The 19,889-nt window shown below is 62.4% G+C and carries 15 protein-coding genes; 5 read left to right on the top strand and 10 right to left on the bottom strand.

Annotation, left to right across the window (positions count from 1 at the left end; all coding sequences use genetic code 11):
* The coding region (locus VGD45_RS07005; protein WP_331154561.1) for an Ig-like domain-containing protein at window positions 1-2,575 on the top strand (2,575 nt) is incomplete at its 5' end.
* A gap of 35 nt (window positions 2,576-2,610) precedes the next feature.
* On the opposite strand, the gene VGD45_RS07000 is transcribed toward VGD45_RS07005, so the two are convergent.
* Genes VGD45_RS07000 through VGD45_RS06965 form a run of 8 tightly spaced genes read right to left on the bottom strand, consistent with a single transcriptional unit; the run spans window position 2,611 to window position 13,756 of the window.
* Window positions 2,611-3,393: a phytanoyl-CoA dioxygenase family protein gene (locus VGD45_RS07000; RefSeq protein WP_331154560.1), complete on the bottom strand. Its 783-nt coding sequence runs from the start codon at window positions 3,391-3,393 to the stop codon at window positions 2,611-2,613.
* Window positions 3,394-3,398: 5 nt separating this feature from the next.
* The gene (locus VGD45_RS06995) at window positions 3,399-5,369 is read right to left on the bottom strand and encodes a glycoside hydrolase family 36 protein (protein WP_331154559.1); all 1,971 of its coding nucleotides are present in this window, start codon (window positions 5,367-5,369) and stop codon (window positions 3,399-3,401) included.
* Window positions 5,369-6,646 carry an MFS transporter gene (locus VGD45_RS06990; protein ID WP_331154558.1) on the bottom strand — a complete coding sequence of 426 codons (1,278 nt, stop codon included), beginning with the start codon at window positions 6,644-6,646 and terminating at the stop codon, window positions 5,369-5,371. Before VGD45_RS06990 ends, VGD45_RS06995 begins: the two co-directional genes overlap by 1 nt.
* Window positions 6,643-7,626 (bottom strand): Gfo/Idh/MocA family oxidoreductase, encoded by a 984-nt coding sequence (locus VGD45_RS06985; RefSeq protein ID WP_331154557.1) that lies wholly within the window; start codon window positions 7,624-7,626, stop codon window positions 6,643-6,645. Before VGD45_RS06985 ends, VGD45_RS06990 begins: the two co-directional genes overlap by 4 nt.
* Window positions 7,623-8,684, bottom strand: a complete 1,062-nt coding sequence (locus VGD45_RS06980) for a zinc-binding alcohol dehydrogenase (protein ID WP_331154556.1) — start codon at window positions 8,682-8,684, stop codon at window positions 7,623-7,625. The genes VGD45_RS06985 and VGD45_RS06980 overlap by 4 nt, the downstream gene beginning before the upstream one ends.
* Window positions 8,681-9,955 (bottom strand): MFS transporter, encoded by a 1,275-nt coding sequence (locus VGD45_RS06975; protein WP_331154555.1) that lies wholly within the window; start codon window positions 9,953-9,955, stop codon window positions 8,681-8,683. Before VGD45_RS06975 ends, VGD45_RS06980 begins: the two co-directional genes overlap by 4 nt.
* A 14-nt stretch (window positions 9,956-9,969) precedes the next feature.
* The gene (locus VGD45_RS06970) at window positions 9,970-11,238 is read right to left on the bottom strand and encodes an MGH1-like glycoside hydrolase domain-containing protein (protein ID WP_331154554.1); all 1,269 of its coding nucleotides are present in this window, start codon (window positions 11,236-11,238) and stop codon (window positions 9,970-9,972) included.
* Window positions 11,239-11,257: 19 nt separating this feature from the next.
* A complete protein-coding gene (locus VGD45_RS06965) occupies window positions 11,258-13,756 on the bottom strand; it encodes a TonB-dependent receptor (RefSeq protein ID WP_331154553.1) in 2,499 nt (832 codons plus the stop codon).
* A 243-nt stretch (window positions 13,757-13,999) separates the two neighbouring features.
* Between VGD45_RS06965 and VGD45_RS06960 the strand changes: the two genes are divergently transcribed.
* Together VGD45_RS06960 and VGD45_RS06955 are read left to right on the top strand one after the other, a co-directional pair.
* Window positions 14,000-15,028: a LacI family DNA-binding transcriptional regulator gene (locus VGD45_RS06960; RefSeq protein WP_331154552.1), complete on the top strand. Its 1,029-nt coding sequence runs from the start codon at window positions 14,000-14,002 to the stop codon at window positions 15,026-15,028.
* Between the two features lie 33 nt (window positions 15,029-15,061).
* On the top strand, window positions 15,062-15,268 hold the full coding sequence (locus VGD45_RS06955; RefSeq protein ID WP_331154551.1) for a DUF6494 family protein: 207 nt from the start codon (window positions 15,062-15,064) through the stop codon (window positions 15,266-15,268).
* A gap of 11 nt (window positions 15,269-15,279) precedes the next feature.
* Here the strand turns inward: VGD45_RS06955 and VGD45_RS06950 are convergent, their stop codons facing one another.
* Both VGD45_RS06950 and VGD45_RS06945 read right to left on the bottom strand, forming a co-directional pair.
* A complete protein-coding gene (locus VGD45_RS06950) occupies window positions 15,280-15,687 on the bottom strand; it encodes a nuclear transport factor 2 family protein (RefSeq protein ID WP_414717561.1) in 408 nt (135 codons plus the stop codon).
* 68 nt (window positions 15,688-15,755) lie between these two features.
* Entirely contained in the window at window positions 15,756-16,517 is a 762-nt protein-coding gene (locus tag VGD45_RS06945) for a UTRA domain-containing protein (protein WP_331154549.1), read from the bottom strand.
* Window positions 16,518-16,685: 168 nt separating this feature from the next.
* Here VGD45_RS06945 and hutH point away from each other — a divergent pair, with 168 nt between their 5' ends.
* Together hutH and hutU are read left to right on the top strand one after the other, a co-directional pair.
* Window positions 16,686-18,221 (top strand): histidine ammonia-lyase, encoded by a 1,536-nt coding sequence (gene hutH / locus VGD45_RS06940; protein WP_331154548.1) that lies wholly within the window; start codon window positions 16,686-16,688, stop codon window positions 18,219-18,221.
* A 2-nt stretch (window positions 18,222-18,223) separates the two neighbouring features.
* Window positions 18,224-19,888, top strand: a complete 1,665-nt coding sequence (hutU, locus tag VGD45_RS06935; RefSeq protein ID WP_331154547.1) for a urocanate hydratase — start codon at window positions 18,224-18,226, stop codon at window positions 19,886-19,888.
* Window position 19,889: the final 1 nt, after the last annotated feature.

The raw sequence follows: 19,889 nt of genomic DNA, 5'->3' as shown, positions 1-19,889 counted from the left end.
CGGCACCGTCGCCACCAATGACAGCGACGTGGATGACGGCGCGGTGTTGAGCTACGCGCTCGATGCGCCCGCCCCCGCCGGCTTAATCTTCAACACCAACGGCAGCTACAGCTTCGACCCGAGCCACGCCGCCTATCAGCACCTCGCCGCCGGTGCGACGGAAGACGTCGTCGTTAGCTACACCGTGACAGATCAGCACAGTGCGGGCAGCAGCGCCACGCTGACCATCAGCGTAACCGGCACGAACGATGCTCCAGTCGCAGTCGCCGACACGAACAGTGCTACGGAAGATGGTTCAGCTATTGTGGGCACAGTGGCCACGAACGACAGCGATGTAGATGGCGGCGCCGTGTTGAGCTACGCGCTGGATGCGCCTGCGCCCGCCGGACTCATCTTCAACACCGACGGAAGCTACAGCTTCGATCCGAGCCACGCGGCATATCAGCATCTCGCAGTTGGAGCAACGCAGGACGTGATCGTCGGCTACACCGTCACGGATCAGCACGGCGCAAGCAGCAGCACCACGCTGACCATCACAGTGACCGGCACGAACGATGCGCCAGTCGCAGTGGCCGATGTGAACAGCGCGACGGAAGACAGTGCGGTCATCAACGGCACAGTCGCCACCAACGACAGCGACGTGGACGACGGCGCAGTCCTCAGCTACGCGCTCGACGGTCCTGCCCCCGCTGGTCTCATCTTCAACGCCAACGGCAGCTACAGCTTCAACCCGAACCACGCCGCGTACCAGCTGCTGGCGCCTGGCGCCACCCAGAACGTGATCGCCAACTACACCGTGACCGATCAACACGGCGCGAGCAGCAGCGCGACGCTGACCATCACCGTCACTGGTACCAACGACGCCCCAGTGAACACCGTGCCCGCTGGCCCGCTGACGACCACCGAAGGCGCCAGCAAAGTCATCACCGGGCTCAGCATCACCGACGTGGATGCCGGCTCGAGCAACGTAACGATGTCGCTCTCCGTCGCGCACGGTACGCTAACTATCGCGAGCGGCCCCGGCGTGACGAGCGCCGGAAACGGCACGGCTGATGTCACACTCACAGGCACGGTGGCAGCAGTCAACGCGCTGCTTGCAGCGGCCAATGCGGTGACCTACACGCCCACTTTCAACTTCAACGGCAATGACACCCTGACCGTCGAAACAAACGATGGAGGCAACAACGGCGCCGGTCCCGCGCTGAGCGATAACGACTCGGTGTCGATAGTCGTCAGCGCAATCAACGACGCGCCGGTCGCGACGAACGACGTCGTCTATGTTTCGAACAACACGAACGCCATCACCATCCCGATCAGCGCCCTGCTGGGCAATGATTTCGATCCGGATGGCCCGGCGCTGACGATCACATCGGTAGGCTCCGCCACGGGCGGCGTGTCCGGCTTGGTGTTGAACTCGAATGGCACGATCACATTCAACAGCAGCAACGCCGCTTCGGGCGCCTTCACCTATACCGTCGGGGATAGTGGAACGCCGCTGGGGACCAGCACCGCCACGGTCACCGTGAATATTGTGAGCACCAACGGCTCCTCGACCGTGAACTTATCGGCGGCCACTTACCAGGCATCCTACCTGGACGGTGGCAGCAACAACGACACGTTCACCGGCGGCGGCGTGTCGCCCGATACGTTCATCGGTGGCGCTCAGGACGACACCTTGATCGGCGGCAACGGCGACGACGTGCTCCGGGGCGGTGGCAACAACGACATCATCGACGGCGGCGCAGGCATCGATCTGCTCGATCTCTCCGACGCGTCGGGCTCCATCACCTTGACGCTCAACCAAGGCGTGAACAGCGCCAACGCGGCCAACCAGACATGGACAACCGGCGCCGTAGCAGGCATCGGCACAGACGGATACAAGAACGTGGAAGGCGTCATCGGCGGCTCCTCCGCCGACACGCTCACCGGCAGCAACGGCAACGACACCATCCGCGGCAACGGCGGCAACGACATACTAAATGGCGGCGCCGGCACCGATCTGCTGGACTTCTCCGAAATCGCCACCGGCTACTCGTTCACGCTGGGCGCTGGCGGATCCGGCACGGCGACCATCAACGGCACGGATACCTACTCGAACATGGAAGGCGTCATCGGTGGCAACGGCAACAACACTCTCACCGGCAATGCGAGCAACAACGTCTTGCACGGTGGCGGCGGCAACGACACGTTGAACGGCGGAGCCGGCAACGACGTACTGGTCGGCGGGGCAGGCATAGACAGCCTCACCGGCGGCATCGGCAGCGATACCTATCGTTTTCTAGGCGAAGACGCCCGTTCGGTCGATTCGATCATGGACTTCGATTCTCTTGCGCAGGGTTCCGGGGGCGACGTTCTCGACATCGGCGATCTATTGATTGGAGCGCCCGCCATCAATACCGGCAATGTCGGCGATTATCTCGACATCCGCGAAAGTGGCGGCAATTCCATTCTCAGCATCGACCGCGACGGCGCCGGAGCCGCTCACGGTTTCGAGGACTTTGTCGTGTTGACCGGTGTCACCGGACTGAGCCTGGCGTCGTTATTGACCAACAACAGCATAGACACCACGCTCTAGTCCAAGAGAGCGGCGGCTCTGCGAGGCCGCCGCTCTCAGGTGCGGGTGGTTTGGCGCTCCCAGGCAAACTCGAACTTCGATTCGCGCGGATCGATGCCGGCCAGCATCATTCCCTGGCCGCGCGAACTGTGTCGCTCGTTCAACGGAATATCCGTCGGATCCCGCATCTGGATCAGCACGGTCGTGCGTGGCTCTTGCGAGCGATTCACGCCCGATCCGTGCACCAGCAGATAGGACATGAAAATCGCATCGCCCGCCCGCGCGGGCACCGGCAACGCATCCTCGATGGGATAGCGATCCGTGGGCAGATGATGATCCGCCCCGACGCTCTCCAGCGGCCCCAGCTTGTGACTACCCGGCACGACGCGCAGGCAGCCCTTCTCCACCGGCGCATCGTCGAAGTGCACGATCACCGCGATCATCGAATGGTTCTGATGCGGAAAATAGGGGTAGTCCTGGTGCATCGGAAACGGCGAGCCCTTCTCGGGCGCCTTGATGAACATCTTGGTGTGATGCAGTTGAACGTTCGGCCCGATGATTCCCGTCGCCACTCGCATGAGGCGCTCATCGACGAGCAGCCGCGTGAAGGCAGCGGAATAGAAATGCACATCATGACAATGCGACAGCCGTGGCTTCTGGCCCTCTGACGTATCCCGCACGCTGGTCCACGTTGCATCGGTATTGCCGGTGCGCTCCGCCAGGCGATGGCACTCCGCTCGATACGCCGCCGCCTCCTCCGGAGTGAGCAATCCTTGGACGTGCAGATAACCCTGCTCCAGATAAAACTCTCGCTCGACCTCAGTCAGCTCTGCGCTCATGACAGTTACCTCGAATCATTCTTGGACGCGAACCGCAGCCGGCAGGACGCGTGCGGACGTAACACGACGTGCACGCCCGATCCCGTCTGCTCGCAGCGGCCGCTCGCATCCAGCGACTTCACATCGAGAGCGCCACTCAGCCCCGCCCACCGCCATTCGACCAGACGGTCGGCTTCGTAGTCCCCCGTATTGAAAAGATTGATCAGGACCGCGCCATCGGGCTGCCGTACTCGCTGTACGAGCACCGGATCGCCCTCGGACACGACCATGGGTTTGCCGGTATGCGCGACACTTATTCGATGGCGTAGGGAGTCCTCGCCTAGCAGCGGAAAGTCACAAGGCATCGGCTCCGTAATCCTCGCGAGTTCAGCGAACAGCTTGCCGCGCGCCTCGGGAACTTCCGAGAGTTGGTCGCTCGTCATGAGCACGCCGCCCGCAAGGGCCGCGAACGTCGCCAACGACCGTACTTCGTCATCCGCGAGCTCGTGGAATCGATCGCGCAGCAGGATGCAGTCCGGATCCGACTGCCAGAACAGTCCGTTCGCAAAGTTGCGCGTCGTCTGATCTCGCAGCAGCGACTCTGCGGAGTAATGACCTTTCCAGGAGACGCCGATGTCCCGACCGATGCGCACGGCGTCGACCCAACCGACCGGCGCCCAGATCGGCGAACCGCTCGCCAGCCACAGCGCGTCGCCGATCTCCTCACGAATGAGTCGCACCAGGCGCATCCAGATTTCGATCCGCGACAGCCCCGACTCGTGCCAGCGAGCCTGCCGCGGCCCGTAGTCGCAGCCGAAATGCATGAAGTCCGTTTTGAAATATCCGCAACCCCACTGCCGCCACGTCCTGAAAACCTTGCGAAGGTACGCTTGCGCCTCGGGATGCGTGACATCGAGGATGTAATATTCCTCGCTGCGCTTGTGCCACCGGAACTCGCCGTAGAATTTCATCTGCGCCAATGGCAAGCCGGTCGCACGCTCCTTCACGACCCAATCCGAATGCTCCGCGTAGAGACGGCTGCGATTGCCGATCATCAACGGCGCAATCCACAGCCCGGGCACAAAGCCGTCGGCGCGGATGTCACCGAGCAAAGGCTCGAGGCCACGCGGAAACTGTGGCTTCACCTCCAGCCAATCTCCCATTTCGGGCGTGAAGCCGTCGTCCATCTGAAATACTTCGAGATCGATGCCATGCCGATCGCGGAAGCTCGCTGCCGCGTGCAGGTGTTCGAGGATCACGTCCTCGCTGATGGATGCGTACAAGTTGTACCAGGAGCACCAGCCGGAGATTCGTTTCGATCGCAGGCGCGGCGGCTGAGGCGAGGCCGCGGCCACTTCACGCGCCCAGCGACGCAGCGTCTCTTCGACAGCGTCGCCTTCGAGCAGAACCAGAGTCTCCGCCGCGACTCGCTGCGCATGCGGCACTTGGTCGATCAAGGTTTCCACATCGATGGACAGTGGTCCTTGCGCAAACGCAAATCTGAAGCGACTCTGGAATCGATCGTGTCTGAGGAATCCAAGCACTGCGGCCGCGCCACCGCGCCCCACGAGCGCCGTCGCCGCATGGCCCGTAAGCGCGCCCGGATCGGAATCCACGACACCGCGTCCACTGTCCGGCTCGATGAAATAACTGCCGTCCCAACTCATGTAGCCGTTGCGCAGATATCGGTGAACGTTCGCGACGCGCCCGATCCGCAGGCCGAGCGAGTCGAGGGGTTCGAGCGTGCCTCCGGCCACCGCCTCCAGTGACATATCGATTCGCAATCCTTCAGCGTCACGCGCAATCGCCAGCATGAACCTGGTGCCGACGCCGTCATGAATGGGCCAGGTCAACGTCCAGCCGGTCGCGGTCGCTTCGACATCGGGCGCATGGCATCGAACCAGCGCTCCGTTGATCAGCGGCGACAACTCTCCGAGCAGCATGCCGGCAGCGCTCAGGCAAGCATCGTGGGCAAGGAATGTAGGCACCTGTGGCATCACGAGTGACTCTCGCTGTGACGGGTCTCGAGGATCATGTTTCGCGTCGACGCCCGTGTGGCCAGGAGCAAAACGGCGGCGATGAAATAGAGAACAGCCATGGACGTCATGGCCGCTGCCATTCCGACCACGCCGCTCGCCTGCGCCACGAATATAGGCATCAACCCTGCGCCACAGAATCCGATCATCGTCATCAATCCAACGGCAGTCCCACGCGCTCGGCGTGGCACCACGTCGTGCATGGCTGCGTAAATACAACCATCGAACAATCCTTTTCCAGCGCTAGAGGCGAGCAACACCCAACCCACGCCCAGCGCCGACTTCGCCGCCACTAGCGGCAGAAGGAGCAAGCCTGCGAGCGCGAGTCCGATCGCGAGCGTATAGAAGTGTCCCATCGGCGTACGCACCGCGAATCGCTCCGCAAGCAGAGTCCCAAGCGGCACGAACACCAGACCTGCGATGTTCATCATCACCAATCCATACAGCGCCGAGCCGGCCAGATCGAGGCCGAGCGTATCGTGCAGAAAGGTCGGCGCCCAAACAGCGATGCCCGCCCCCGCCCCGCTCGCAAGAAAGAACACAGCGCATACATACAACGCCGGCGGCCGCTTCAACACCATTCGTAACGGACCATCGTTCGCCGGCTCGCTCACCGCCGTCGCCGGTTGGCCGTGTGGCGCGTCCCGCAGCGATCTGAACAGCACAGCGCAAACGACCATGCCGACCGAGCCGAGAATCACAAACGGCACCCGCCATCCAAAGCGGTCGGCGATCAGGCCAGCGCTCAATGCACCGACGCTCGCTCCAGCGAAGACGCCGGTCTGATGCACCGACAGCGCTCGGCCGCGCATCTTCACGGCATGCCAATCGCTGATGAGCGCCGTACCCGTCGGGTAGTAACTGGCTTCGCCAATCGCCACCAGCCCACGCAACGCGATCAGAAGCGCAAGCCCCGTCGACACCGACGTGAGCCCCGTAGCCACGCTCCAGAACACGAGCCCGAAGACGATCAATCGCGATCGATGCGAACCATCGCCGAGCCGACCGAACAGGAACGCGCCAATCGCGTAAATCCAGAACGCGGCCGAGTTGACCAATGCCAACTGAGTCGCGCTCAGCGTGAACTCCTCACGCAGCTGAGGCATCACGGCGATCAATGTCGAGCGGCCCGCGGAAGTCACAAACGCCACGGGCCAGAGCAACCCGATCAGCAACCACGGGTAGCCCGAAGCCAGCGCGGCCTGGCGTCCGACCGCAGACGCCTCAGTCGAGCTCATAACCGAATCTCACGACCTGTCTTCACCGACTCCCAGGCCGCAAGCACGATGCGCAATGTCGCAGCTCCGTCCGCCAACGGAACACGGGGCGCACGCCGGCCGCGAATCGCTGCACACACGTCAGCGAGCTGCGCGACAAACACATCGGTCTGCGTGTCTATGGTTTCGCTGCGCACGTCATCGGTATGCGTCAACACGGCCGCATTCCATCCGGTGAACCGGCCTGTCATGCGCTCGCCGACGATTTGCCACAGCTTGTCCCAACGACCAGGAATAGCGCCGTTGGTTGCATTCAGCACTGCGACGCGCCCGTCGTCGTAGCCGAGGACGATGGCGCTCGAGTCGTCGCTGTCATAGCGGGCAACGTCTCGATGAAAGAAATTTGCCGCCCGCGCATAAACGGTTTGCGGCTGCCCCAACTGATAGCGCGCTAGATCAACGATGTGAATCAGCTGCTCGACCATCTGGCCGCCGGACTTCGCACGTTCCCGCCACCAATCGGCATGCAGCGAATTGCAATGAAACTGCCCCACGAACATTCCAACTCGACCCGTTTCGCCAGCCGCTCTCGCATGGTCCCAGCGCACGACCGCATCGCCGAAGCGATACATGAAACCGCAGGCCGCGATCACTCCGGCGTTGCGCGCGGCCTCAACCATTGCATCGGCACGCTGAACGTCAAGGGCGATCGGCTTTTCCACGAGCAAATTCACGCCCGCGGCTGCAATCGTTTCGACCTGCCCCGTATGGGCGTAGGGCGGTAATGCCACGATCGCCAGATCCAGTTTCGACGCGTCGAGCATCTGTCGCAGGTCAGTGTGCGGCGTCGCGCCGAACTCCTCGGCAAACGCGGCGACTTTGCTTTCATCCCGGCCACAACAGGCCACGAGCTCCATCCGATCGGATAGACCTGCAATCGCCGTAGCATGACGCTTGGCGATGCCCCCACAGCCGAGCAAACCGACGCGCAGCAGGCTCATGCATCGGTCCCAAAGGTCAACATCGATTGCAGCATCCCCGGCTCGCCGGCATCGATGCGCTCGAACAAGGCCGGCGCTTCTGTAAACGGCACTGTATGAGTGATGAGCGGCAGCAAGTTCAAACGGCCCTCGTGCTGCAAGCGAATCGCGGTCTGCCATAGCCGCAGTTTCGACCAGCGATGACTCGCGGCCGGTGCCACGCCCGAAATCTGCGAGCACACCAGCTCGATGCGATTGTGATGAAACTCCTCGCCCAGTTGCAGCCCGCGCGCCTCGCCCTGGAAGAACCCCATGGCGACGACGCGGCTCGAATAGGCGACCGTGCGAATGGCCTCGGCGAGCGCCGTCGACGCGCCGGACACTTCGATGCAAACGTCAGCGCCGCGCCCGCCCGTGTCGGCTTTGATTCGTTCAGCGACGGAGCCTTCTCGGGGATCGAGCACGCGATCTGCCCCGAGCGCGATCGCCATGTCACGACGGTCCTTCACCGGATCGACCCCGACGACAGTCGCTCCCGAAGCTCGCGCAGCCTGCGCCACGATTTGCCCGGGAACGCCCAATCCAAACACGGCGACGAGATCGCCCATCCGAATGCCGGCGTCATGCACGCCGTTCAGCGCCACCGCGCCAATGTGCGAGAAGATTCCGATGCGAGCATCAGCGCCAACAGGCAGCAATCGGTCGCGAACGAAATCACGCTGAGCGATGTGATGTGTGCGATGGCCCCAGGTGCCAAACACCCTCTGCCCCACCCGGAGATCGTCGACCGCGCCGCCGACTTCAACAATCTCGCCCACTTCCTCGTACCCCAGATTGCGCACGGGATACGGCCAGCTGGGCGAATCGGCGGCCACAAACAATCGTGAACTTTCGTCCCAGCGCCGATGCATGAACGGATTCGTGCCGCGGTACTGTGACAACTCCGTGCCGGCACTAACCCCGGAGAATAACGTTCGGATTCGGACCTGCTCCGAAGTGAGCGGCGCCGCTTCTAGCGGTACGAACGCAAGCGTGCGCGGCGCGTTGAGAACCAATGCGCTGGGCTGTGAAGCGCTCATGCCACGTTGCTCATTTCGACTGCACGCTCTTGGACGACGACGCGATGGGTCACGCCGCGGGTCATCAGCAGGATCCCAACGGCGATGAAATATAGAACGCACAACGAGGTGAGCCCGGCCGCCATCCCGAAGGTCCTGGCCGCAACAGCAACGAGCAGAGGCGTCAAACCCGCGCCGATGAAGCCACACATGGTCATGAGCCCAACGGCGCTGGCGCGCGCCTCGCGAGGCATGACGTCGTGCATCGCTGCGTAGATACATCCATCGAACAAGCCTTTGCCGAAGCTCGACGTGAGCAGCACCAGGCCGATGGTGGCCGCCGATCCCGCAGTGATCAAAGGCATCAAGAGCACGCCCGCCAGCGTGAGCCCGATGGCCAACATATAAAAGCGACCGATCGGCGTCTTGCCCGCCAAAGCATCGGCGAGAAACCCGCCGACGGGCACGGCAAAAAACGCCGCGATGCTGATGGTCGCCGCGCCATAGAACGCCGAGCTGGCCAGATCGAGACCCAACGCATCGTGCACATACGTCGGCGCCCAGACCGTGACTCCCGTCGACGCGCCATTGGCCAGAAAGAACACGGCACAGAGCATGAGCGCCGGTCGCTTGCTGACCACGATTCGCAGCGGCCCCAATAGCGAACGCTGCGCCGGAGCGGCACGCACCGGCGCGTCCCGTAACACTTTCAGCAACAGCAAACACCACACGAGGCCGACCGCGCCGAAAATCACAAACGCCGCGCGCCATCCATAGCGATCCGCGATGTAACCTGCAGCGAGCGCACCGAAGCCCGTGCCGGCCAGCACCGCCGTCTGGTGAATCGATAGCGCCCGACTACGCATTTCGGAGCGATGCCAGTCGCTGATCAGAGCGGTGGCCGTCGGGTAATAAGTTGCCTCGCCGAGAGCGACCAGACTTCGGAAGGCCATGAGCATGGCGAAGCCGACGGAAAGTGACACCGCGCACGTCGCGACGCTCCAGAATGCGAGCCCGCCGATGATCACCCACGAGCGACGCGTGCCGTCGCCGAGCCGACCGAACACGAACGCCGCGACTGCATAGACCCAGAAGAACGTCGAGTTGATCAGCGCGAGTTGCTCCGGCGTCAGACCGAACTCCTGCCGCAACTGAGGCATGACCGCGACCAGAATGGACCGGTCGGACGCGTTCAGAAACGCGACCACCCACAGCAGGCCGATCAACATCCAGGGATAGTTGTCGACGGACCAGCGGCGTTCGGCCAGCGCGGGCATCTCAGCGACGCTCATGAGTCCCTCCCCTGTTACTCGTGCCGAGCCCAATGCAACCACATCGCGGCCGTCCATGAAAAATCGCCGCCGCCCGTGCCGCGACCGGTGATCGGGCAGTAGGACTCGAAGAATCCCGCGCCCTCGATCAAAGCGCGAGTATCGCGTCGAACCCGATGCGCCCAACTCGTGTGTCCCGCATCCGACAACCCGGTGGCGATGAGATAGTTGACGACCGCCCACACGGGGCCGCGCCAGTATCGAATGGAATCGAACCCTGGATCCTCCGGATCGAGACTGGGCATGAGATACTTCGCCGCCCCCGCGATGCGCTCGAGCTGCGCCAGCATTTTCTGATCGCGAGTTTGGTGACGAACGCCTGCATAGAAAGAAAGAAACGACGCGCTCGTGACAAATCCGGAGGACTGCCCCGTAATCACGTCACGCGAGCAGTAGCTCTGGCGCTGCTCATCCCACAGATATCCGACACCAGCTTCGGAGCGGGCTATGAATTTCCGCAGCTCGTCCGCCTCCTGCTTGCGCCCGAGCTCTTCGGCAAGCGCCAGCAGATCGCGATTGGCTCGCAGCAGGATCATGGTCATGCCGACGTCGGCAACTCGAAACGGATTCTCCCGCGCGATGCGCTGCTGATCCCAACCCGTGCCACGCCCGAACTGCACGAGCGCGAGATAGCGGTCGTACTCGAGCTTGGTCGGCCGCACGCTTTGGTCGAGGTGTGTAGTGTCGCGACGCTGATATTCGCCAACTTGCGATGTATCGATCACCCGTGACGGAACATCCCATTCAGGAGAGTTGTCGCGACCGGTCTCCCACGGATGAGTCGCGACCACCAGTCCCTTCCCGAGCGGATCGCGAACTTGCGCGAACCAGCGATGCCACGCGAGCAGCTTTGGAAACAGCGCTTCGAGTCGCGGCCGGAACGCCTTCTTGTCCTTCGCGCGCGCCCACAGCGAACGAATCACGCTGGCAGCAACCGGCGGCTGGGTAATACCAGAAGTTGGGGGTGTTCTTCCCGTAGCCCAGACCGCCGGTCCTGGGAAATAGCCTGCGTCGTCGCGCCAGAACACGATGTGCGGCAGGAAACCGTCTGCCCACTGCGCCTGAAACAACGTCTCGATCTCGCGCCAGGCGCGATCCTGGTCGAAGCTCGCGAAGCCGAGCGCAACGAACGCGGAATCCCAGTTCCACTGGAACGGATACACCCTGCCGTTCGGCACTGTGTAACCGCCGCGGTCGTTGCCCTCGAGAATCTCGCGCGCCCGACGATCCAGCTCTGTCTCCACTATCGGTTCCTGTCGCAGCTCAGAAGTTGAAGGTCAGACGGAAGGTGTAGCGACGCGGCAGCACCGGTCGACCGACGAAGTACGCGCCGCCCGTGGTCTGCGAAATGTCCTGGCGCGGCGAGCCTTCGGTGATGCCGTCGTCGTCGAACAAGTTATAAATGTCCAGCCCGACGCGCCCTCGCTGCTGACCGATCTCGAAGGTGTAACCGAAGTCCAGGCGGGCCACGTCGTAGCTGTCCAGCTTGATGGCGTTCGATTCGGTCGTGTAGGTGCTGCCGGTGTGCGTGTTGAAGAACGCGGCGTCGAAGCGGCCGTCGTCGTAATACAAACCTGCGTTGTAGAGCAGGTTCGGCTGGCGCAGCAGCTCGTTGCCGATGAAGGCCGGGTTGGTATCGAACTCGGTGAACTCGTGCTCCTGCCAGGTGACATTCCCCTCGAAGCTGAGATCGCCGACGACTCTGAACGCGAACGTGGCTTCCGCGCCGTACGATTCGGTCGAGACGATGTTGACCCGCTCGATCACGCCACCCGTCGCGGGGTCATTCACGAAACTGACTGCGCGACGATCGCTCAGATCCGTATAGAGCGCCGCCAACGTTCCCGAGAATCGCTCGCCGGCGAACTTCACGCCCAGCTCCGCTTGCTTGATGATTTCCGCGGTGTAGCTCTGCGGCTGGCCGAGAGTATTGATCTGCACGGCCCGCATCTCTGGGAAGAAATAGCCGCGCGCGCCGTTTACATAGAGGCTGACCTGATCGGTGAGCTTGTACAACGCGCCCAGCGCCAGAGCCCACTCATTGGTGTCGACGCTCGCATCGATGAATGTATCGTTGCCCCAGATCACATCGCGCAAGGCTGGGGCGAGACCCGGTGTCGTGCTGTCGGTCACGAACGTGGCCGTGCGTTCCCGACGGATGTCGCCATCGATCTGCTCGAAGCGCGCCCCGATATCGAAAATGAATTTATCGCTCTCCAGCTGATCGGCGAGATACACGGCGTAGCGAGTCACTTCATGTCGATTGTTGACGTAGCCGTTGCCGGCGTTCAGCAAGCCGTTGAGCGAGTATGTCGTCGGATTCCCCAATGCGTCGCGCACCACCAGATTCACCAGCCGCGCTTCGCGCCGGAAGTCCGCGAGGTACGTGGTCGTTACGTTGTAATCCTCCGCTTCGGCATTGCCATAAAACCCGCCTAGCGTCAGGCGGTGCTCGAAAGCGCCCATCGTCAGCGACTTGGTGAGGTTGAGCTCGGCGGTGAGATCGTCCGCCGGACGATCGCGGTCGATGAATCGATTCGCGAACAGCAGCGCATCCGCCGGCAGCACCTCACCCGTGTCGGCATAGGTGAACGTCGAGTTTGCGAGCGTCGCGGTGGCCGGCAGTCCGCGATTCGGATTGCGATTCGCGATGAATGCCGCCTGCGTCTCGGGAACGTTGACGACGCCATCGCCGTCGAGGAAGAAATCGAACGAGTGATCGTAATCGGCGTATTTCAGCTTGGAATTGACGCCCCACCCTGCGCCGAACTCCTTGTCGAACACGACGGCGATCGAGCCGCCCTCGGTCACTACGCCATCGCCGATGGATGAGCGGAACGGACCATCGGGCGTCTGGAAACCCATGCCGTCGACCTGATCGGTCTGCACCGAGTACACCTTCTTGCCGTCGTTGCCGCGGATACGGCTGCGGCTCGATCCATCGAGCGGCAACGGCAGATAGAACTGCACCTGATCGTCGATGTATTGACCGTACACGGTGATCGAACCGGAACCGTCTTCGAACTCACGCTTCAGATTGCCGCGCAGCTGGAAACCTTCGGTGTCGTTGCCGGTTTTCACCGGCCCTTCGTCGTAACGATAGAAACCGGACACCGCATAGAACATGTTGGAGCCGGCGCCCAACGGCCCACTGAACGCGAAATCGCCGCGCGCGCGATCTTCATCCGCAAGCTCGAGTTGGACCTGCGCCTCCGGCGTATCCGAGCCCGTCTTACTGATGTAATTGATGAGACCCGCGACCGAGCCGGGGCCGAACAGATTGGAAACACCGCCGCGCACGAACTCCAGACGTTCGATGCCCAGGTCGTTGCGGTAATAAACATCGAACGCCGAAGAGTTCAGACCGAACGAGCTGAACACCGGAATGCCGTCGTACTCCAGCGGCGTGAATTGATATTGACCGCCGGACGGCAGTCCCTTGATGAAAACATTGGCGGCCACTTCGCCGCCGCCGCCCTCGGCCTTGATCGATGGCACCGAGTTCAGGATGTCGGCCTGGCTGTTCGCAGTCAGCTTGGCCAACCGATCTTCGTCGATGCTGGTCGCCGCGAGCGGTGTATCGAGCACCGTGCGCGCCAGGCTGGTTCCTGTCACGACCACTTCCTCGAGCTCCGCTGCAGCGCCCCGGTCCGGGGTCTCGGCCTCCTGCGCCATGACGGGCAGCGGCAACAAAAACAACGAGGCGAGCGAAGTGAGCTTCCGTGAGACGGCAACGGAAGCGAGGCAGGTCCGAGTCAGCATGGACGAATCCCCCGAGCTGAAATTATTCGAGCGCGCCGGCGGTTGCGTCTTGTTCGGCGCGAATTCCCCCGGTGCGGCCAGCCCCGCACCGACATGGACCTGGTGCGATTGACCACAGATTAGGCTTCCAAAAACGTTTTTGTCAACGCTTTAGGCTATGCTTCGCCGCAGGCCCGCTTCGGCCCCGGAGCGCAGGTGCATTAAACTGCGCCGCAGTGGACCGACCGGAAGCCCCGGAGTTGTATGTCGATCGTGCTGCTCGCCCGTGATCTCGGCCTGTCGATCTCGACCGTATCGAGAGCGCTCAACGGTTACGACGACGTGGCGCCCGCCACGCGCGACCGTATCTTTCAGCGTGCGCGTGAAATCGGTTACCGACCGAATCCGGGCGCCCGTCGGCTGAAATCCGGCAAGACTTCTTTGGTCGGTGTGATTTTGCCCTCGGCGGGCGACGGGGTCCGTTTCGTCGACTCGGTGGCGTCGAGCCTGCTCGGCGGCGTCGAGGCCGAGTTGGAAGTCGGCGGTTATTCCCTGATCGCGACGATGCAAACACGCAACGATCCGGTCCGCGAAACCGCGCTCTATGAGAATTTCATCAAAGGCGGCTGGGTCGATGCGCTGCTGATCGTGCGCACCAGAGTCAACGATCCTCGCGTCGTATTCGCCCGCAAGGCGCACATTCCTTTTGTTACTTATGGACGCACGGAAACCACGGCGCCGTATGCGTGGGTGGATACAGATAACGAACAGGCTTTCTTTCTGGCCACGGAGCGCCAGATCGAGTTCGGCCATCGACGGATCGCCTTATTGAACGGTCCGCTGGAATATTACTTCGCGCGTCTGCGTGAGCAAGGCTATGCCAACGCACTCGCCAAACACGGCATTGCGCTCGATCAATTACTGATGCGCAATGGCGATCTGAGCGAGATGAGCGGTTATGCGATGTGTCGCTCGCTGCTGAGCTCGCCGTCGCCGCCGACGGCGATCGTGTGCGCCACCGATGCGATGGCCGTTGGCGCCCTTGCGGCTTGTCGTGAGCGGGGCATCGAAGTGGGCAAGGCCGTTTCCATCGTTGGCTACGGAAACTCCAGCGCGTCAGCGTTCTCAGATCCGCCGTTGACCACCATCGACCACGCCGTGTTCGATAACGGTCGTCACATCGGACAAAGTCTGTTACGCCTGCTGCGGGGCGAAGCCAAGCCCGGCGATATCCACTACCTCGAGCCCGTCGTGCTGGTCCCACGGAACTCTGACGGGCCGCGCATCGCTTAAGGGTGTAATCGGGAGACAGCCCTGGAGACCGACATGAACGAAGACACCTTCAACATCAGCATCAGAAAGTTTCTGAAAATGGTCGGCGTCGGCTCCCAGCGCGAGATCGAGCACGCGGTCGAGGCGGCGCTCCGCGACGGCGCGATTTCAGGCACCGAGTCCCTGCCCTGTCGCATGACCCTCGAGGTCGACGGCGTGAAGCTCAAAGTGGTCTACGAGGGCACCATCGACCTGAAGTGATCATGGAGTGATCAGGGCACTTCGCGCGACGAGACGTGATTCAGGGCAATCACCCACTTGCCATCGCGCTTGCGCATCAAGCGAGTGTTGATGCCGTCCTGCCCGTTGCGCGGCCGTTCCAGACGATAACGGCTGATGAGCTGGGCGGCGTCGGGCGCCAGTAGCTCGATTTTGATATCGAAGAAGTGCAGCTTGCCGCGCGTATCCACCGACTCGCCATAGTCGCGGATGTAATGATCGAGCGTGCCCTGCCAGTCTTTCTGAAAATGGCCGCGCGATACGAAGATCACGTCGGGATTGGCGAAACCTTCCATGTAACCCCGGAAGTCACCGCGATTCCACGCCGCTTCCATGCGACTGATGACCGCCAGAATGGCTTGCTTTTCCGCCTCTTCGTCGACACTCCGCTTCACCGGCATCGAGCAGGCCGCCGTCAGCGCCAGCATCAGTATGGCGGCCACAGTACGAAACGAGCGGTGGATCATTGTCACTTTCCCGGCGAATGGAGCTTCGCGTTATCGCCCGGCATTTCCCCGGGCGGCGAGAATGTTGCCACGAGCTCGTGCAGATCGGCAGGATAAGCGAGCTTCACGAACGTCACCGTGGCGGCCTCGGCGGATCGAGTCGTTCGTTCGATGGTCAGCACCGCCGACCTGGCGCGGATCTTGAGCGTCTTGGCCATCTCCGGATCGGCCTCGGCCGCGCGGATGCGATGCTCGGCCAATGTCCATGGCACGCGCTGAAGCAGCCACGCGCCGGGCGCCATCTGCTCGAAGCTCTCATCGGCCGCCTCCGGCACCGACTCCAGATTGATGATCCTTTGCTCCAGACAAAATGGCCGCGGGCCGGCGAAGTGACAGCAAGCGATCTCTAGCACCGTTATCGATCGTTCGACGCCGAGCACTGCACGTTCTTCAGGGCTACTGCGCCGTCGCACTTTGCGCAGAATCTCGAAGCTGTATTCCAGGCCCAGCGCGACTACTTCGCTCTTGATGTCGGGAATCGTGAGCACCGCCGACTGCGCATGCGGGCGACTGACGATGCTGCCACTCTTGCGACGCCGCTCGATCATCCGCGCGTTGGCGAGCTGAGTCAGCACCTTGCTCACGGTCATGCGCGAACAGCTGTACTGTTTCATCAACTCCTGCTCGATCGGGATCCTGCTGCCCGCCGCCCAGGCGCCGGTCAATATCAGCTGCTGGATGTCCGAGAGCATGCGTTGATGCAAGGACACTGCTTTTGGTCTCAAGTGCGCAATTCCTTCATGGCCCGCCGCCGCGCGCAGGCAACAAACCCGCTGGCATGCACATATATATGTGTATGCCGGCCCTGCTTGAGGAGCGGGCCGGCTTTATGACTATACATTAGATCATTATGCCTATACATTAACGCCCACAGTCCGCCGCTGGAGAGACCGATGACGTCGATTGTGTTGAAACCCGGACTGGCAACACTCGCCGACTGGAGATCCATCTATCGCGGCGCTGTGCCGACCCTCGACTCGGGATGCCGCGTGGCCGTGGCCCGCAGCGCCGAGGTTATCTCCCGGATCGTGGCCGATGGCCATCCCGTGTATGGCATCAACACGGGCTTCGGCAAACTCGCCAGCGTACGCATCGAAAGCGCCGACCTCGCCCAACTGCAACGGAACATCGTGCTGTCGCATGCGGCGGGCGTCGGTGAGCCGTTGCCCGTCAATATCACCCGGCTCATGATGGCATTGAAGCTCGCGAGCCTCGGTCAGGGTGCGTCGGGCGTGCAGAATTCGACGCTCGATCTGCTGGAGACGATGCTCGCGCGAGATGTCATTCCAGTCGTTCCCTCGCAAGGTTCGGTCGGTGCGTCGGGTGATCTTGCGCCACTCGCGCACATGACAGCGACGATGATCGGTGAAGGTGAGGTGTTCACCAAAGAAGGTCGCCTGCCCGCTGCGGAAGGTCTGGCTCGTGCTGGGCTCAAGCCGCTGGTGCTCGGTCCCAAAGAGGGACTCGCTCTTCTGAACGGCACACAATTCTCGACGGCCGTCGCACTGGCCGCGTTGTTCGAAACAGAAATCACATTGCAAACATCGTTGATCGTTGGCGCACTCACGACCGATGCCGCCCGTGGCTCGGACACGCCGTTCGACCACCGCATCCATTTGCTTCGCAAACACCGTGGTCAGATCGAAGCCGCGGACGCTTTGCGCGACTTGATGGCAGGCAGCGCGCTGCGCGCCTCGCATCTGGTGAATGACGATCGCGTGCAGGATCCTTATTGCTTGCGCTGCCAGCCTCAAGTGATGGGCGCGTGTCTGGATCTGCTGCGTCAGGCCGCGACGTTTCTCGACACCGAAGCCAACGGCGTCTCCGACAATCCTTTGATATTTCCAGAACAAGGCGAGGCGCTGTCGGGCGGCAATTTCCACGCCGAGCCCGTCGCGTTCGCGGCGGACATGATTGCCATCGCCTTGTGCGAGATCGGCTCGATTGCCGAGCGGCGCATCGCCATGCTCATCGATCCGGCGTTGTCTGGCCTGCCGGCATTCCTGACCCCGCGCCCTGGTCTGAATTCCGGCTTCATGATTCCTCAGGTCACCGCCGCGGCGCTGGTCTCGGAGAACAAACAGAAGGCATTTCCCGCGAGCGTGGATTCCATTCCCACGTCGGCAAACCAGGAAGACCACGTCTCCATGGCGGCGCATGGCGCGCGCCGACTGCTGTCGATGGTCGATAACGCCTCGGCGGTGATCGCGATCGAGCTGCTGACGGCCGCGCAGGCTTGTGATTTCCATGCACCGATGGCCTCCAGCCCGCCGCTCGAAGCAGTTCGAGCCACGCTGCGTCAGCGCGTGAGCAAGCTGGAGGACGATCGTTACATGCATCCCGATATCGAGACAGCCACCTCGCTGGTTCGTAGCGGCGCCATCATCGCCGCGGCTGGAATGCAGCTTCCCAATCTTTGCGGAGTCTGACCATGTCACGAGTCGACACATCGCGCACGATCCGCGCTCCACGCGGCAGAACCCTCAACGCTCGCAGCTGGCTGACCGAAGCGCCATTGCGAATGTTGATGAACAACCTGGATGCGGAAGTCGGCGAGCGGCCGAGCGAACTGGTCGTTTACGGCGGCATCGGACGCGCCGCGCGCGACTGGGAGAGCTTCGACCGGATCGTCGCCACGCTCAAGCGCCTCGAAGACGATCAAACATTGCTGATCCAATCCGGCAAACCCGTGGGCGTGTTTCGTACGCATCCGGATGCGCCTCGGGTGCTGCTCGCCAATTCGAACCTCGTGCCGCACTGGTCCACCTGGGAACATTTCAACGAGCTGGATCGCCGCGGCCTGATGATGTTCGGTCAAATGACCGCCGGCTCGTGGATCTACATCGGCTCGCAAGGCATCGTGCAAGGCACGTACGAAACGTTCGTCGAAATGGGTCGACGCCACTACGATGGCAATCTCAAGGGCAAGTGGATTCTCACCGCTGGCCTCGGCGGCATGGGAGGCGCACAGCCTTTGGCGGCGACCATGGCGGGTGCGAGTTGCCTCGCGATCGAGTGTCGCCAGTCGAGCATCGACTTTCGATTGCGCACCGGCTACATCGATGTTCAGGCCGCCGATCTCGATGAAGCGCTGGAGCTGATGGACACGGCGACCCGATCTGGAAAGGCCGTGTCGGTGGCGCTGCGTGGCAATGCTTCCGAGATTCTTCCCGAACTGGTCCGACGAGGCGTACGGCCGCATGCCGTCACCGATCAAACCTCGGCTCACGATCCGACCAACGGTTATTTGCCCACCGGATGGACTGTCGAGCGTTGGGATGCGGAGCGCGTTAGCAATCCCGAAGGTGTCGCCGCCGCCGCGAAGAAATCCATGGCCGTGCACGTGCAGGCGATGCTCGCGTTCCATCACCTGGGCATTCCAACCTTCGACTACGGCAACAACATTCGCCAGGTGGCGTTCGATGAGGGCGTCGCCGATGCCTTCGCCTTCCCCGGGTTCGTGCCGGCGTATATTCGACCGCTGTTCTGTCGTGGTGTCGGACCGTTCCGCTGGGCAGCGCTGTCCGGCGATCCGGAAGATATTTACAAGACCGACGCCAAGGTGAAAGAACTGCTGCCCGACGACAAGCATCTTCACAACTGGCTCGACATGGCGCGGGCGCGCATCAAGTTCCAAGGCTTGCCGGCGCGCATTTGCTGGGTGGGGCTCGGCGAACGTCATCGGCTAGGACTCGCGTTCAACGAGATGGTTGCTTCAGGTGAGCTGAGCGCGCCTGTGGTCATCGGCCGCGATCACCTGGACTCCGGATCCGTGGCTTCGCCCAATCGCGAAACCGAGGCGATGAAGGACGGCTCCGATGCAGTCTCCGATTGGCCGCTGCTCAACGCCCTGCTCAACACGGCTTCCGGCGCGACCTGGGTTTCGTTCCATCACGGCGGCGGCGTGGGCATGGGCTACTCGCAACACGCCGGCATGGTCATCGTCTGCGACGGCACGCCTGCCGCGGCGAAACGCATCGGTCGCGTGCTGTGGAACGATCCTGCCTCCGGCGTGATGCGACATGCCGATGCAGGATACGAGTCCGCGATCGAACACGCGAAGAAGATGGGATTGGATCTGCCCAGCCTTGGCTGAC

It is taken from the genome of Steroidobacter sp. (assembly GCF_036402275.1).
In the GTDB taxonomy this organism is placed as follows: Bacteria; Pseudomonadota; Gammaproteobacteria; order Steroidobacterales; family Steroidobacteraceae; genus Steroidobacter.
This window is presented reverse-complemented; position numbering and strand designations above follow the sequence as displayed.